Below are 16,002 nucleotides of genomic sequence, written 5' to 3' on the forward strand. Positions count from 1 at the left end.
CTCTGCAATCGCGCTCGCCGCACTCGTTATCTTTTGGCTATGAGTCCTGAGCCTAGGCACGCTGCCCCTCAAGCATTTCTGTTAAGGGCTCAAATTAGTCTTTCGCCGCGCTTTGCTCGAACGTCCGATTCGGCTCTTGCGTTAAGTCATGTATCAACGCTCAGCAACGGCCGTTAACGGATCGGCTTAGCCGCTTGGGATCCAAAATAACCAATTATTAAACCTTTTCGCACCGCACAGAACCCTACGCAGACTTCCGAAAAACGGTTACCCACGCTCGAATTCAATAATAGCGGTTCACTTGGCGTTGCATTTGCTTGCAATGACGCAAGATACGCACAACTGGGTGTATCATGGTTACAGCGTGTTCGGTGCGAGTGTGCCTAGTATTTAAAGCCTTAAGAAGCATTTCGACCTCCTCTTGTGACGCTACGTTAACCTGGATGAATGAGCGGTTCTGTGAACTGGGACACAGAGCGCCATTACAAATTTCCGCTACGGACCCCACCCGCCAGCACTAGCGAACACCCGCCAGCCCCCGTAACGACTCGTCAGCAGCCCGCTCTTCCAGTCACTGGCACAAGGATGGCCGAGCCTTTTCGAGTTACGCAGCCGCGTGGGATCGCAGCCTTGCTAAAGTGCGACTGGGTGGCGTCCGCTCTGCGGTACGATTCAAACGATCGATGCAACACACTCTTCGAACGTCTCTGCGGGTGAGAAGTAACTCAAGGTCTTTCTTGGCCGCTCGTAGAGTTCGCGGGCGACGGCATCAAAACGCTCTTGGGCGTGCACGGAGAGGTCAGTACTTTTCGGGAAGTACTGGCGCAGGAGTCGGTTAGAGTTCTCGTTTGTGCTACGTTGCCATCGCCTGACCCCAATAAGCTAAATTGGATATGTGGTATAGAATGAATGGAACCCATGCTTGATTTGAATGCTAACTAAAGCAAACCGCAGTCCTGCTCGAAAACCCCGCGTCTACCTTTATTGATCTAACAGGCAATTCTTCGGTCTATTGCGGTTCAACTTCGAATGCGCCCTGACCAAGTCAGCCAACTCTGGCCTGCATGAACCGCAGTTCTTTCCAGCCTGAAGAGCATCTCCGATATCGTCCACATCGATCAAACGTTTGTCGCGAATGGCGTCGATGATGGTTTTTAGTCCGACCCCAAAACACGAACAGACGATTGGTCCACAGTCTTCAGAAGCAGCAGATGACCGGCCAGACAGAATCTGATGGAGTGAGACCTCAGGCAAAGTTGCCAAATATTCTCGCATTAGTGTGATAGGTTGGCGGGAGATGAAGAGCGCCGCCAAAAGGCGCTTTCCGTCCGACAGCGCGATCCTGTGCGAGCCGCGTTTGGAATCTTTGATTGAAGTCACTACGGCATCGGGCAGTCCAAACCACTCGCGGGCTTTGTGTTCCCAATCGTCAATGTCTTGCTTCCCTGCTAACTCGATCCTGTAACCTTTGGCCGTTTTGCTCATTGCCCAGTATTCTGCCGTTGGTGAGGCCGCGTCGACGGACACGGCGAAACCGTACCACGAAGCATTCACACGTCGCACCGAAACAGCCGCCGCCTTGCTCTCAGGTTGTCCAGAGACTGGATCAACTACACTTGGAACAAGCGCATCCACACGGGCTGTTGGCGCCGTTTCACCTGTCCAGTGAATAGGAGCAAACACTTGACCTGGCGCGACTGCGTCTGTGATGCGAAGTCGAAAGATACCGCTTCCTACTACGCTGTTGAGTTCGACCAAATCTGCGGCAGCAAGGCCCAACCGATCGACATCATTCGGATTTACCTCGACATATGGTTCGGCCAAATGGGCCGAAAGACGGGGTGACAACCCAGACCGGGTCATAGTGTGCCACTGATCCCGGTTTCGTCCCGTATTCAACATAAACGGGTATTGTTCAGAAGTCGTCGCTTGAGGTGCACGATGGGTAACAGGGACAAAACGTGCTTTACCATCAGGATGAAAAAATTGCGCATCACCGAAAAAACGACCATCCGATTTGCGAGATGTCGTCGGCCACCGTGTCGGGCTCAGCGCTTCGTAGCCCGCGTCATCAATGTCCGAAAATTCTGTAATGTCCAGGTCTTTGCCAAATGCCACGGCAAGCGAGGTCATATTTGCGAATTCTCGAAAAATCTGCGCCGGTGTCTCATAACTGAATGCCTCGGCCCACCCCATGCGGCGGCCCACCTCGGCCATAACATCCCAATCTGCGCGTGCTTGTCCCGGAGGTGACAGAACGGCGCGTTGTCTGCTGATTGTGCGGTCTGAATTGGTTACTGTACCGCTTTTTTCGCCCCACCCCGCAGCGGGCAACAAAACGTCTGCACCGCGTGCGGTGTCTGTTTGGGCAGTCAGGTCACTTACAACTGTGAATGGACATTTTTCGATAGCCGCCATCACTCGGTCTGCATCAGGCATGGTAGCCGCCGGATTGGTGTGGATGATCCAAAGTGCTTTTATCTGACCGCCTTCGACAGCGCGAAACAGGTCAACAGCTTTGAGCCCCTGCTTCTCTGGCATCTTTGGCGCCTTCCAGAAGTCCTGGACGGCTGATCTGTGTGCTTCGTTTTCGATATCCAAGTGACATGCGAGCATGTTGGCCAAGCCACCGACCTCTCGGCCCCCCATAGCGTTAGGCTGACCGGTGACCGAGAACGGACCCATCCCTGCGCGCCCGATCCGCCCGGTGGCCAGATGGCAGTTCAGGATCGCGTTAACCTTGTCTGTTCCGCAAGAGGATTGGTTTACGCCCTGACTGAAGATCGTAACAACGCGCTCAGTCCCAATCCACAGGTCACAAAAAGCCTCAATCTCATCGGGGTTGAGCCCGGTCGCGTCAGAATCGTCAAGCTGCGCCAGCTCGAGTGCTTCGAAGAATCCAGTGCTGCGATCCAGAAAATCCACTGCCACATGCCCGGTCTGGTGAATTCTGCTCAACAACCGGTTAAATAGCGCAACGTCGCTGCCGGGTTGCAATGCCAAATGCAAATCGGCTTGATCGCAGCTAGCGGTTCGGCGTGGATCAACGACAACAATCTTCGTGCCGCGCGCCTGACGCGCAGCCTTGACGCGCTGGTAAAGAACGGGATGGCACCAAGCGAGATTCGAGCCAACCAAAACAACCAGATCAGCCTCGTCCAGATCCTCATAGGTTCCGGGTACTGTATCTGTCCCGAAGGCGCGTTTGTGCCCGGCCACGGTTGAAGCCATGCAAAGCCGCGAATTGGTGTCGATATTCGCCGAGCCCATGAAGCCTTTCGTCAGCTTGTTGGCAACATAGTAGTCCTCGGTCAGCAACTGTCCTGAAACATAAAAAGCCACGCTGTCCGGACCATGCTTCTTGATAGCTGCAGAGAACCGATCTGCGACCAATTGCAAGGCATTGTCCCAACTGGTGTCTTGGCCAAAGACGCGAGGAACCAGCAACCGGTGTTCCAGCCCGACGGTTTCACCCAAAGCCAGTCCTTTCGAGCACAAACGACCGTAGTTCGCCGGATGATCCGGATCGCCGCGAACGGTCAAACCTCCGACCCCATCGGGCCGTAGAAGCACACCGCAGCCGACCCCGCAATAGGCGCAGGTCGAGCGAACCTCGGGCAGACCACTTCCATCCATCAGGCTGCGCTCCGCCGGGTAATCGCGCCGTCGTCCAGTAGAATACGGCCATCCTCAAGGCGCACCGGATAGGTGGTGATGCGGCCATCATCAGCGCCCTGTGCCTCGCCGGTATTAAGGTCGAAGACCCAATTGTGCAAAGGGCAGGTCACCGATTGCCCGTGCACGATACCCTCAGACAGTGGACCGCCGTTGTGCGGACAGCTGTTGGTCGCGGCATAGACATCCGCCTCGGCTGTGCGGAAGACTGCGATGCAGCCGATATGTGTTTTCACCAACCGCGCCCCGCGTAGGGGCACCTCGTCGATATGTCCAATGTCGATCCAGCTCATTCAGCGGCCTCCAGTGTGAAATCAGCAATCGGCGCGTAAGTCTGCGCTTTTTCTTTGACGTGTTCGGCCCATGGATCTTTTCGGTAGATGCTTTGCGACAGTTCGAACCGGGCGACCAATGCGGCGCGGTTTTCAACGTCGTCGACGACCTGAGCTTTGACCCAATCCATGCCCACCTTGCCCAGCCATTTATACAGGCGATCCAGATATTTACCGCCTTCTCGATAGGCCTGCGTGACGGCCATCACGACCTCGGTCGCTTCTTCTTCGGTGGGAACTTGACAGAGTAACTCGGTCTCTTTGACATCCATCCCTGCGGCCCCGCCGATGCTTATCTGATAGCCAGAGTCGACGCAGACGACGCCGATGTCCTTACAGGTCGCCTCGGCGCAGTTTCGAGGGCAGCCGGATACGGCGAGCTTCAGCTTATGCGGCGTCCACGACCCCCAGAGAATTTTCTCTAGCTTGATACCCAGACCAGTGCTGTCCTGCGTGCCAAACCGGCAATGATCGGTTCCAACACAAGTTTTGACCGTGCGCAGACCCTTGGAATAGGCATGGCCCGAGACCAGACCGGCCTGGTTCAGATCCGACCAGATCGCAGGCAGGTCTTCCCCTTTCACGCCCAGCAAATCGATGCGCTGACCACCTGTAACCTTCACGGTCAGTACATCGTATTTGTCCGCCGCATCGGCGATAGCGCGCAATTCATCGGGGGTGGTTATGCCACCCCACATACGCGGCACAACGCTGAACGTGCCGTCTTTCTGGATGTTGGCGTGCTTGCGCTCGTTGACGAAGCGGCTTTGCGGGTCGTCTTGATACTCCAGTGGCCAATCGGCCAGCAGGTAATAGTTGATCGCCGGTCGGCAGACATGACAGCCATCGGGCGTTTTCCATCCCAGCTCCTGCCAGACAGCGGCCTGGCTTTTCAGCTCTTGGCCCTTGATCAAACGCCGCACATCCTCATGCTTGAGGTCGGTACAACCGCAGATCGGTTGCGCGGTCGGTAATTGGAAAGCGTCGCCCAAAGTGACTTGCAAGACCTGTTCGACCAGCCCCGTGCAAGTTCCGCAAGACGCGCTGGCCTTGGTGTTTGCGCGCACTGCGCCCAAATCGCCGGCCCCGGCATTAATCGCCTCGACAATCTCGCTTTTGCATACGCCGTTACAGCCGCAAATCTCCGCCTCAGGCGGCAATGCTGCAACGGCTGAGAGAGGGTCCGCGGTGTCGCCCCCCTGATAGGCCGGGCCGAAGATCAGCGTTTCTCGCATCTCCTCTATGCTTGTGCCATCTTTGATCAGGCCGAAGAACCAACTGCCATCGGCTGTGTCCCCATACATGACAGCGCCGACGAGACGATCCTCTTCGATAACAAGGCGCTTATAGACACCGCGTGAAGGATCGCGGAAGACGATGTCCTCACGTCCAGGTCCGTCCGCGAAATCCCCCGCGCTGAACAGATCACAACCGGTGACTTTCAACTTGGTCGAGAGGGTCTTTTGAACGAATGCCGCCTCTTCCTCGAGCAACGACTGCGCTGCTACCTTGGCTTGATCGTAGAGCGGCGCAACAAGGCCGAAGACTTCTCCGTCATGTTCGACGCATTCGCCGACAGCATAGACATCCGGGTCTGAGGTCAGCATCTGGTCATCCACATGAATGCCGCGCCCGGTGGCCAGACCAGCCTCTTGTGCCAGCGCCGTATTGGGGCGGATGCCCACCGCCATGACCAGCAGATCACAGGGCAACTTGGTCCCGTCATCCAGCAACAGAGCGCGGACCTTGCCGTCTTCCCCAAGGACTTCCTTGGAATTCGCTTGCAGGCAGATTTTGATGCCTTTGTCTTCCAGCGACTTCTTCAACAGGTAGCCTGCGGCTTCATCCAGCTGACGCTCCATCAGATGACCCATGATGTGGACCACGGTGACGTCTACTCCTTGCGCGGCCATGCCCGCCGCAGCCTCGAGACCCAACAAACCGCCGCCAATCACAACGACCTTGTTGTCCGGGCCCATGCCCATCATCCGCTGGGTGTCTTCCAGATCGCGATAGGCAATCACGCCTTCTAGATCATGACCGGGCAAAGGGATCATGAACGGGGTCGACCCGGTGGCAATTACCAGCTTGTCGTAAGGCACATGTCCGTTCTCGCCCTCGACCACCTTCATCTCACGGTCGATTTTCTCAACCTTCTCACCAAAGCGACAGGCAATACCACGCGCGGCGTACCAGGCATCGTCATGGGTTACGATCTCTTCGTATGTCTTCTCACCCGATAGAACCGGGCTAAGCATGATCCGGTTGTAGTTCCCGCGCGGCTCGGCGTTGAACAGGGTGATGTCGAACGCATCCGGCGCGGCGTCGGTCAGGTGTTCCAGCACCCGGCCCGAGGCCATGCCTGCGCCAATGACTACAAGTCTTTGCTTCATGATTTCACTCCGCTGCAATCGCCTTGGGGGCGGGTGTTTTGGGTTTGGCGCCATGTTCGTATTCTTCCAGAAAATCGAGGACTTCCTGCCGGTACGCGTAGTAATCTGGGTGCTCCAACAAGGCTTTACGCGTGCGTGGGCGTGGCAGGTCGACCTTGGTGATCTTGCCGATGGTCGCTTGCGGGCCGTTGGTCATCATCACCACGCGGTCGGCCAGCAGGATCGCCTCGTCCACATCATGGGTCACACAGATCGCGGTGACTTTGGTGCGGGACCAGACCTCCATCAGCACTTCCTGCAATTCCCAGCGGGTGAGGCTGTCGAGCATTCCAAAAGGTTCATCCAGCAACAGGAGTTTGGGAGATAGGGCAAAAGCGCGGGCGATGCCGACGCGCTGCTTCATCCCGTTCGACAGGTCAGAGGCGGATTTGTCCATCGCATCGGCCAATCCGACGCGTTCCAGATAGTACTCCACCACGTCCTGCCGCTCGGCCATGCTGGCCTTGGGATAGACCTTGTCGACACCGATCGCGACGTTCTCCTTGGCGGTTAGCCATGGGAACAGGTTGGGCGATTGGAACACCACAGCACGTTCGGGATCGGCCCCTTCGACGTGACGGCCGTCCAGCTTGATCGCACCTTTCGAAATGTCGTTCAGCCCAGCGGCCATGGTTAGGACCGTGGATTTGCCGCAACCCGAATGGCCGATCAGCGAGATGAACTCGCCCTTGTCGATCTTCAGGTCAAAATCCTCGACTACGGTCAGAGGACCTTTGGGCGTCGGATACACCTTGTGTAGCTGTGAAAAGTCGAGGAAGCGGCTCTCGATCATCCCCTTTTGGGCCTCGGCGACCGCCGTTGGAACTCCGTGGATCGGGGTGACATCCGGCAAGATGCGCGAGCCTTCGACCTTGGCCTCGATCCCCACATCCATCAGGTATTTAGTGACTTCAGCGCGCAGGTGTTTGAAGGTCTCATCGTTGTTCATCGCCCCACGTTCACGTGGGCGCGGGATCGACACGCGGAACTCTTGCCCCAATGTCCCATCAGGGTTCAGAGCGATGATACGGTCCGCCAGAATGATCGCCTCATCCACGTCATTGGTGATCAGCACGCAGGTCTTCTTGTCGGCTTCCCAGATATTTTCGATCTCATCGGCCAGATTGGCGCGGGTAAGGGCGTCGAGCGCCGACAGCGGTTCATCCAACAACAAAACTTCGGGGTTCATCGACAGGGCACGCGCCACGTTGACCCGCTGACGCATCCCTCCCGACAGTTCTGCGGGGCGGCGCGAAGCGGCATGGCTGAGTCCTACCATCTTGACGTAGTGCGCGACTTTATCGGCTTTCTCGGCCTTGCTGAGGCCTGGAAAGACCGTATCCACTGCCAGACCCACATTGCCGCTGACCGTCAACCACGGCATCAAAGAGTAGTTCTGGAAGATCACGCCGCGTTCGGGACCCGGCCCCTTGATCGGGGCACCTTTAAAGGTGACCTCGCCATTCGACGGCATATCCAGGCCGGCCATCAAGTTGATCAGGGTCGTCTTACCGGTGCCCGAAAACCCGAGGATCACCAGAAATTCGCCCTCTTGCACGTCCAGATTGATGCCCTTCAAAACATCTGTGCGCGCGGTGCCTACACCAAAGGATTTCGAGGTGTTTGTGAAGCTCAGAATGCTCATCGCGCTCACCGATTATTCGTGAAGGTAAACAGGGATTGCAGCGCGTACATCACCCGGTCCAGCAGGAAGCCGATAATGCCGATGGTGAAGACTGCAACCATGATCTTGGCGAGCGAGCTGGACGAACCGTTCTGGAATTCATCCCAGACGAATTTGCCCAGACCGGGGTTCTGCGCCAGCATTTCTGCGGCGATCAAGACCATCCAGCCGACACCCAGTGACAGGCGCAAACCGGTGAAGATCAAAGGCAAGGCCGAGGGCAGCACCAGCTTGGTGATCTTGGTATAAGTGTTCATTTTCAGAACTTTGGAGACGTTCACCAGGTCCTTGTCGATGGACGCTACACCCAGTGCAGTGTTGATCAAGGTGGGCCACAGCGAACACAGCGTCACGGTAATGGCCGAGATCAGGAAGGATTTGGCAAACCAGCCGTCATTGGTCACGTATACCGCCGAGACGATCATGGTCACGATCGGCAACCATGCCAGAGGTGAGACCGGTTTGAAAATCTGGATCAGCGGGTTCAGCGCCGCATTTGCGGTCGGCGACAGACCGGCGGCGATCCCAAGCGGAACGGCAACAACGGTCGCGATCAGGAACCCGAAAAACACGGTTTTGATCGAAGTCCAGATTTGCTGATAGTAGGACAGCGCACCGGTGTAAGCGACTTGCTTGACCTCATCTGCGCGGCCTGCGTCGATCAGTTTTTGATTCCGTTTCTCGACCATCGCCTCAAACTTGGCGCGTTTGACAGCCTTCGCCTGCGCGTCCTCGTTCAAGTTGATCATTTCTTCCCAGACCTGAGCCGGTCCGGGGACCGCACCCAGAGAGGTTTGCACTTTCGGGGCAAGCGTCCCCCACAGCAGCAGGAACGCGCAGATCGACAGCAGGGGGACGACCAGAAGACGCCATATCTCGGTCATCTGGGCGCGCGGGTTGTCCCCGGCGGCGGCTTTCAGAACAGGCGTGGCCCAGCTGAGGCCCAGCACTTGGAACCATTTGTCGGCCGCGTTGATGCGGGTGAAAAGGCGGGCGCGACGTTCCTCTCGGGCTGCGTCAGCGTTGAATTCGGGATCGACCGTTGTCATCTGATGTGTCCTTGCGATGGCGGGGCACTTTGGAATCCGCACCCAGCACTGACCGGGCGCGGCGCTTCGGGCTTAGCCTTGTACGTCCGAGCCGACGATCTTCTGATCGCCTTTCAGACCGATGGACAGGCTTTCGAGATAGGCGTTGGGGGTACGACCGTCATAGGCGATGCCGTCGATGATATCCTCTGCCGGGGTCGGCGCTTTGTAACCATCGCTTTCCCAGGGAAAGTCGGCTTCATTCGCAAGGCCTTCCTCGACCAGCAGGCGCGCGGCCTCCAGATAGATTTCTGGCTTGTAGACGGACTTAGCAACCTCGTCATACCAGCTGTCTGGCTTGGCGTCGGCGATCTGACCCCAGCGGCGCATCTGGGTCAGGTACCAGACCGCGTCCGAATAGAAGGGATAGGTCGCATTGTAGCGGAAGAACACGTTGAAATCGGGAACCTCGCGTTTGTCACCTTTTTCATATTCAAAGGTGCCGGTCATCGAGTTGGCGATGACGTCGTAATCCGCGCCCACATATTCCGGGCGGCTCAGGATTTCGACCGCTTCAGGGCGGTTGGCGTTTTCGTTTTCATCCAGCCACATCGCGGCGCGGATCAAAGCCTTGGTCACGGCCAACGTGGTGTTGGGATACTCATTGGCGAACTCGGCAGTGATGCCAAACACCTTTTCAGGGTTGTTCTTCCACAGCTCATAGTCCGTGATCACCGGTACACCGATACCCTTGAAAACAGCCTGCTGGTTCCACGGTTCACCCACGCAGTAACCGTAGATCGTGCCGGCCTCCAACGTGGCAGGCATTTGCGGTGGAGGCGTCACAGACAGGAACACATCCGCGCCAATCTGACCGGTCACGTTTTCGGGGCTGTAATACCCCGGGTGCAGACCACCGGCGGCAAGCCAATAGCGCAACTCGTAATTGTGGGTCGAAACCGGGAAGACCATGCCCATGTTGAACGGCTTTCCTTCGGATTTGTATTTCTCAACCACCGGGGCCAGAGCCTCGGCGCTGATAGGGTGTTGCGGGCGGCCGTCATCCATCTTTGGGATGTTGGGCTTCATTTCTTCCCAAATCTCGTTCGAGACGGTAATGCCGTTGCCGTTCAGGTCCATCGAAAACGGTGTGATGATATGGGCTTCGGTCCCGTAGCCAATAGTGGCCGCCAGCGGTTGACCGGCCAGCATATGCGCGCCATCTAACTGGCCGTCTATCACGCCATCAAGCAGTACTTTCCAGTTGGCCTGCGCCTCAAGCGTGACGAAAAGGCCCTCGTCCAGAAAATAACCGTTCTCATAGGCCACGGCCAGCGGCGCCATATCGGTCAGTTTGATAAAGCCAAAGGTCAGTTCGTCTTTTTCCAGTTCCAATTCAGCCAATGCCGGAGATACAATCGCTGTAGACGCTGCGAGGCTCAGAAGAAGCTTTTTCATATCGATCCCTTTCGGTTTAGCCCAACCCCTTGGGCAAACAAAAAAAAACCGCCGACACACACCGCCAGGAGGAGTTGGCAGTTGGTCGAGCGGCTTTGCTCTCGTGAGGTGCCCAATACTTTGGGCGAATTCTGTCGGTGGGCGTCGTTGCCTGCCGATGTCCTGATTTAGGCATCCCTGAACCGGGCCGTCATCCGCTTTTGGGCATCAGGATGCGAATTTTCTGCGATGCGGCATGAATTCATGCTGCATTGCAAAAAAATTAGGCACTCTCAACCAGCGGGCTCGAAAATGCGACGGTCGAAAAAAACATTGGGCGGCAGAATCAGGCTTCCGTTTACCGAGGCCACCGCGGTCGACTCGGGCAGCGCACCTTCGAGCTTCTCCGACGCGCCGGGAGTTTCGACACCCAAGCCGACAAGCTCGCGTCGATACAGATCGCTGCGAAAGACTCGGGCGGCCTGACGTTCGGCAGTGCTAACATCGATCCCATTCCGTTTCGCCAGTTGATGCGCGATCCACTTGGCCTGACTGCGCCATGGGAAACTCGCGGCACCGTCAAAGAATTCAACAAAACCGTCCACCTGTCGCTGCTCACCGCTCGCCGAGATGGTGAACTCTCCCATAAGGGCGCGGTCAATCAGTTCCGGTGACACGTTGAGGTATGCCTTGCGCGACAACATTTCGGACGCGGTGGTCCGGCTGTCGGCCTTCGACAGCCAGCGCCCGGCTTTCCAAACCGCGCGCATGAGGCTACCCAGCAGGTGCGGTTCGGTCTCTGCCCAATCGTTTCGGACCGCCAGCACCTTTTCCGGTGCGCAGGTCCAAATCGCTTTACCCGGTAGCAACAGTGCACCAACATTATCGTCCGCGGCGTAAGAGCCCCACGGCTCGCCCACGCAGAACGCATCGATCTCGCCACCGGCAAGGGCCTGCGCCATCAATGGCGGCGGGACGGTGCGGATTTCGACCTGTTTCGAGGCCAACTCGGTTCCCGCAACCCAATAGCGCAACAATTCGACGTGCATGGAAAATGGAAAAGGCACACCAAAGACCAACACGTCACCGGTGGCTTTTGCCAACGCGGACCCAGCCGCAGCGGCATCTGAGAAATCGAAGCCGTAGCCTTGGTCGGTTAACCGCCCAGCCAGTCGAGTTCCAACGCCTATAACATTGCCATTCAGTGACAGGACGGACACAGCAGATAAAGGTGTCGCAATGCCACCAAGACCCAAGGCCATCGCAACAGGGACCGGTGACAGCAGATGCGCGGCATCCACATGCCCAAAGGCAAGCATATCTCGCAGAGATGACCATGACGGAGCTAGACGCATATCCAGCGAAATCCCTTCTGCATGATCAAACCCCATCTCGCGCGCAACGATCAGCGGGGCCGCGTCGACCAAGGGCATGTAGGCAACAGGCAGAGTTACGGTTCTCATGATAACAACCCCGAAGCAGTGACCAGAGCTTCTGCCACATCTGCGACCCGGCGGTTCTGGTTCATCGCGGTTTTGCGCAGCAGGGCATAGGCTTCGTCCTCTGACACGCCCTTTGCTTTCATCAACAGCCCTTTGGCACGGTCGATCACTTTTCTCTCTTCCAGCGCACGGCGGGTTTCGGCCAGTTCGGTCCGCATTTGGCGTAGGACCTGAAAGCGGGCGATAGCTGTATCGATCACAGGTTTGATGCGTTCGGCCTGCAATCCGTCGACCACATAGGCTGACACCCCAGCCTCAACAGCGGCTTTCGCCAATCCGCCCGCTGCGCCCGAGACGAACATAGCTACTGGACGTTCCAATGGACCCGACGCAACGGTCAGCTCTTCCAGCATATCGCGCGAGGGATTGTCGATATCAATGAGGACAATGTCTGGGCCATGCGTTGCGATTTTGCGTGCCAGCCCAGAGACGTTGCCGATCACAAAAACCTCTACGTCACCGGACTCTTTTAAGGCATCTACTATTGCAAAAGCACGATCTTGATTCTGCTCTACTACAACGACAGTCAGGTGTTGTTTCATAGAAACTCAAGTGAGCCCAAGACTCATTGATCGCAATTACAAGGTCATTGAATGCAGTCATCGGACTGCCGGTTCGCCCAATTTCTCAGCTCATTTTTGCGTGTAGCGGAATATTTGCTCAGTTTTCTTGCATGCTATCAAAGAAAGCTGCCGTGAACACCGCGGTGGTGCATTGGAACGACTCATTGTTTTTTCATTTGGGCCACTTGTTGGTTCTGGGGTATTCAAATGCACTTCCATAGAAGATCCAATTCGAAGGCCAGCTTTGACAGCTGGAACCATGTCATTCCGCGCGCGCAGCGACCCCCCGCTTTCCGCCCTAAACGACACATGCTGCGCTCATCACCTAAGTCGCCTTTGGACTCCAACGCTGTCATTCGCTGCACTTGGCATGGACGACCACTTTGCGGACAGATTGGAAATCGCAATGCATATCGACTGGCTTTCGCTGCCGTTTACTTGGCAAAGCAGCCATTCGCTGAGGATGCCAGAACTTGGTTCAACAAAACTCGTGGCCTGCGGGACAGCTGTTACGTCACCTGTCGGTTCAAATGGCACTGAGCGGCCCGCAGAAATTTATTCGCACTACTTTCTTGGGGAAAACAAACCCTTGGATTGCTTTTCTAAGTAACCTTGTCACTTCATCCTCAGATTGGTGAAAACCTCGTTCGGTACGCGGTCAGAAAAACTCTGACTTTCAGATCATTGAACACGGACTAAAGTCATCACTTTAAGCCGTTAGGCAATTCCTCGCTCCACTTTCGCAATTCGTCGAGAAACCCAAGTGCCGTGCGGCCAAGGTCAGTGATAGAATACTGCACGGAAACCGGCGCGGTATCCATCACGTGTCGGCTCACCAACCCCTGATCCTCTAGCTGGCGCAGCCGCTCGGCAATCATCTTTTTACTGGCCCCACCCAGCAACCGAGCAAGATCGTTGAAACGCACCGGACGATCCTTCAGGTGCCATAGGATGGACCCGGTCCATTTACCACCGATGATCCGCATGCCCCGTTCAATTGCGCATGGCTCCTGGCAGGCCTCTGTCACAATTCGGCGCCCTTTCACATCTTCGTCCACCCGCGCCCGCATCGTTATCCTTCCCCTTATTTTTTAAGGTTACTAAAAGTATACTGGTTGATTTTCCACACCTCAATACTCAAATGCTCCCGACCCCCTCCTACGTCAAGGGGTTCACACAGTGCACATATAGGATATGGACATGAGTAAAATCCTCATCGTGAACGGCACCCAGCCCTACGAATTCGCCCCCGGACAGTTGAACGCCAGCCTCGTCGAACGCGCACGCAGAACGTTGGCCGCAATGGGCCACGAAGTACGCATGACCACCGTTGCTGATGGCTATGACGCAAATTCAGAGGTCGAGGCGCATGTTTGGGCAGATACGGTCATCATGCAGTTCCCGGTAAACTGGATGGGCGTCCCATGGATCTTCAAAAAATATATGGATGAGGTCTACACAGCCGGAATGGATGGCCGCTTATGCGCTGGCGACGGTCGCACCGCCGACGCACCAAAAGCCAACTACGGCATGGGTGGATCACTGCACAGCAAGACATACATGCTGTCGGTGACATTTAATGCGCCGAAAGAAGCATTCGACAACCCCGCCGAGCCGTTCTTTGCCGGAGCAAGCGTTGACGATCTGCTGCGCCCGATGCATCTGAACACCAAGTTCTTCGGTATGCAGGCCCTACCGACATTCGCGGCATTCGATGTTATGAAGAACCCCGAAATCGAGGCCGATTTCGCTCGATTTGACGCGCATCTGAAATCCACTTTTGTCGAGGTTGAACATGTCCCAGCCTGATATTCACCTGTATACCGCAGGCACGATGAACGGCTACAAGCCGGTCATTTTTCTGGAAGAGGCAGGTATCCCCTACGAGCTGACCCATATCAACTTTTCCAAACAGGAACAGAAGGCGCCGGATTACCTGGCGCTGAACCCAAACGGAAAGATCCCAACGATTGAGGACCGTTCGGAAGGCCGTGCCATCTTCGAATCCGGTGCGATCCTGTGGCATCTGGCCGAGAAATATGGAAAATTCCTGCCGTCGGACCCGGTCAAGCGGTCCGAGGTTGTGCAGTGGATGCTGTTTCAGGTCGGCCATGTGGGGCCGATGATGGGACAGGCGATGTATTTCCAGCATATCGCTGCGCCAAATGGCCACGAAGAGCCCTTCTCGATCCGTCGCTACGTGGACGAAAGCCGCCGATTGATGGAGGTGATGAACACACGGCTGGACGGGCGTGAATGGATTGCAGCGGACGAATACACCATCGCTGACATGATGCTGTACCCGTGGGCGCGTGCCTATGTCTGGGCCCGGGTGGATGTGTCGGACCTTCCGCATCTGAACGCCTGGTTTGACCGTATCGATGCCCGGCCCGCTGTGCAGAGAGCGCTGACCATCCCCAAGGCCAACCCACAGTTCTGGGATGCTAACGCGGATGCCAGCGCCTTTGCCAAGGAAAACGCGGGGCGTTTTTCCGGAGATGTGAAAGGAACCTGAACCGTGCCAGATGCGCCCTCTTTCCGTGTCGATGTCGTGTCAGACGTTGTTTGTCCGTGGTGTGTGATTGGCTACCACCAGCTCGCCAAGGCCGCACGCGACACCGGCGTCGAACTGGATATCCGCTGGCACCCGTTCGAGCTGAATCCTCAGATGGCAGAACGCGGAGAGAACCTGCGCGACCATCTGGCATCGAAATACGGGACCACGTTGGAAGGGTCGATCCAGGCACGAGCCCGCCTGACCGAGATGGGCGCAGCACTGGGGTTCACGTTCAATTACGCCGATGACATGCGGATATATAACACCTTCCGCGCGCATCAATTGATTGACTGGGCCGCCGAGCAAGGCAAGGGCCACGAAATGAAGCAGGCCCTTTTTTCGGCGTTCTTTACACGCCGCGAAAATGTCTCGGACATACAGGTTCTGGCCGGCGCGGCTGCTGGCATCGGGCTGAACCGCGCGGATGCGCTGGACATGTTGCAAAGCCAAGATCGGGCCAATCACGTGCGCCAGAAAGAGCAAATCTGGATCAACCAAGGTGTTCGAGGCGTGCCCGCAATGATGTTCGACCAACGCCACCTTGTGACCGGCGCGCAGGGCGTAGAAAACTACACCCGCATCCTGCTGCAACTACGAGACGACAGGGCCGCGTGACACCCGTGAATGCCGTGTCCTTCCGGCACAAAAAATCCACGATCGGACGGACGTTGCCCGGCATGCCCTCGCTGAACAACCATTGTGGGGGTTGCATGACGTAGGTCTCCGCGACAACCTTCCGTTATAGAAAAAATTCAGTCGGGGTGGCTGCATGTCGGCCACTACAGCCTTTCA

12 protein-coding genes and 1 pseudogene are annotated in these 16,002 nt (G+C 56.5%); 3 read left to right on the forward strand and 10 right to left on the reverse strand.

The window, feature by feature from the left end:
• Positions 1–672: 672 nt before the first annotated feature.
• The 10 genes and pseudogenes from GS632_RS11130 to GS632_RS11175 all read right to left on the reverse strand — a co-directional run.
• A pseudogene (locus GS632_RS11130) lies at positions 673–864 on the reverse strand (transposase); the annotation flags it as partial.
• A gap of 117 nt (positions 865–981) precedes the next feature.
• Positions 982–3,636 carry a nitrate reductase gene (locus GS632_RS11135; protein WP_171721868.1) on the reverse strand — a complete coding sequence of 885 codons (2,655 nt, stop codon included), beginning with the start codon at positions 3,634–3,636 and terminating at the stop codon, positions 982–984.
• Entirely contained in the window at positions 3,636–3,968 is a 333-nt protein-coding gene (nirD, locus tag GS632_RS11140; protein WP_171236770.1) for a nitrite reductase small subunit NirD, read from the reverse strand. Before nirD ends, GS632_RS11135 begins: the two co-directional genes overlap by 1 nt.
• Positions 3,965–6,400, reverse strand: a complete 2,436-nt coding sequence (gene nirB / locus GS632_RS11145; RefSeq protein ID WP_171238212.1) for a nitrite reductase large subunit NirB — start codon at positions 6,398–6,400, stop codon at positions 3,965–3,967. Before nirB ends, nirD begins: the two co-directional genes overlap by 4 nt.
• A gap of 4 nt (positions 6,401–6,404) precedes the next feature.
• Positions 6,405–8,084 carry an ABC transporter ATP-binding protein gene (locus GS632_RS11150; protein WP_171238211.1) on the reverse strand — a complete coding sequence of 560 codons (1,680 nt, stop codon included), beginning with the start codon at positions 8,082–8,084 and terminating at the stop codon, positions 6,405–6,407.
• A 5-nt stretch (positions 8,085–8,089) separates the two neighbouring features.
• Positions 8,090–9,172, reverse strand: a complete 1,083-nt coding sequence (locus tag GS632_RS11155; protein WP_171238210.1) for an ABC transporter permease — start codon at positions 9,170–9,172, stop codon at positions 8,090–8,092.
• Between the two features lie 72 nt (positions 9,173–9,244).
• Positions 9,245–10,609 (reverse strand): CmpA/NrtA family ABC transporter substrate-binding protein, encoded by a 1,365-nt coding sequence (locus tag GS632_RS11160; protein ID WP_171238209.1) that lies wholly within the window; start codon positions 10,607–10,609, stop codon positions 9,245–9,247.
• Between the two features lie 272 nt (positions 10,610–10,881).
• Positions 10,882–12,051 carry an ABC transporter substrate-binding protein gene (locus GS632_RS11165; protein ID WP_171721867.1) on the reverse strand — a complete coding sequence of 390 codons (1,170 nt, stop codon included), beginning with the start codon at positions 12,049–12,051 and terminating at the stop codon, positions 10,882–10,884.
• Positions 12,048–12,632 (reverse strand): ANTAR domain-containing response regulator, encoded by a 585-nt coding sequence (locus GS632_RS11170; RefSeq protein ID WP_171177643.1) that lies wholly within the window; start codon positions 12,630–12,632, stop codon positions 12,048–12,050. Before GS632_RS11170 ends, GS632_RS11165 begins: the two co-directional genes overlap by 4 nt.
• Positions 12,633–13,357: 725 nt before the next feature.
• Complete coding sequence (locus GS632_RS11175; RefSeq protein ID WP_171177647.1) at positions 13,358–13,723, reverse strand: helix-turn-helix domain-containing protein; 366 nt, start codon at positions 13,721–13,723, stop codon at positions 13,358–13,360.
• A gap of 130 nt (positions 13,724–13,853) precedes the next feature.
• Here GS632_RS11175 and GS632_RS11180 point away from each other — a divergent pair, with 130 nt between their 5' ends.
• From GS632_RS11180 to GS632_RS11190, 3 genes are read left to right on the forward strand one after another with little or no spacing between them, the layout of a single operon-like run.
• Positions 13,854–14,462, forward strand: coding sequence for an NAD(P)H-dependent oxidoreductase (locus GS632_RS11180; protein ID WP_171721866.1), 609 nt, complete (start codon positions 13,854–13,856; stop codon positions 14,460–14,462).
• Entirely contained in the window at positions 14,449–15,168 is a 720-nt protein-coding gene (locus GS632_RS11185; RefSeq protein ID WP_171238206.1) for a glutathione S-transferase family protein, read from the forward strand. Before GS632_RS11180 ends, GS632_RS11185 begins: the two co-directional genes overlap by 14 nt.
• Positions 15,169–15,171: 3 nt before the next feature.
• Positions 15,172–15,825 (forward strand): DsbA family oxidoreductase, encoded by a 654-nt coding sequence (locus GS632_RS11190; RefSeq protein ID WP_171236762.1) that lies wholly within the window; start codon positions 15,172–15,174, stop codon positions 15,823–15,825.
• Positions 15,826–16,002: the final 177 nt, after the last annotated feature.

Origin of the sequence: Ruegeria sp. HKCCD7296 (assembly GCF_013110775.1) — a bacterium.
Lineage (GTDB): Bacteria > Pseudomonadota > Alphaproteobacteria > Rhodobacterales > Rhodobacteraceae > Ruegeria.

Coding starts and splice junctions, on each gene's coding strand:
- GS632_RS11135 (WP_171721868.1), bottom strand. CDS start 3,636: ATGGATGGAAGTGGTCTGCCCGAGGTTCGCTCGACCTGCGCCTATTGC.
- nirD (WP_171236770.1), bottom strand. CDS start 3,968: ATGAGCTGGATCGACATTGGACATATCGACGAGGTGCCCCTACGCGGG.
- nirB (WP_171238212.1), bottom strand. CDS start 6,400: ATGAAGCAAAGACTTGTAGTCATTGGCGCAGGCATGGCCTCGGGCCGG.
- GS632_RS11150 (WP_171238211.1), bottom strand. CDS start 8,084: ATGAGCATTCTGAGCTTCACAAACACCTCGAAATCCTTTGGTGTAGGC.
- GS632_RS11155 (WP_171238210.1), bottom strand. CDS start 9,172: ATGACAACGGTCGATCCCGAATTCAACGCTGACGCAGCCCGAGAGGAA.
- GS632_RS11160 (WP_171238209.1), bottom strand. CDS start 10,609: ATGAAAAAGCTTCTTCTGAGCCTCGCAGCGTCTACAGCGATTGTATCT.
- GS632_RS11165 (WP_171721867.1), bottom strand. CDS start 12,051: ATGAGAACCGTAACTCTGCCTGTTGCCTACATGCCCTTGGTCGACGCG.
- GS632_RS11170 (WP_171177643.1), bottom strand. CDS start 12,632: ATGAAACAACACCTGACTGTCGTTGTAGTAGAGCAGAATCAAGATCGT.
- GS632_RS11175 (WP_171177647.1), bottom strand. CDS start 13,723: ATGCGGGCGCGGGTGGACGAAGATGTGAAAGGGCGCCGAATTGTGACA.
- GS632_RS11180 (WP_171721866.1), top strand. CDS start 13,854: ATGAGTAAAATCCTCATCGTGAACGGCACCCAGCCCTACGAATTCGCC.
- GS632_RS11185 (WP_171238206.1), top strand. CDS start 14,449: ATGTCCCAGCCTGATATTCACCTGTATACCGCAGGCACGATGAACGGC.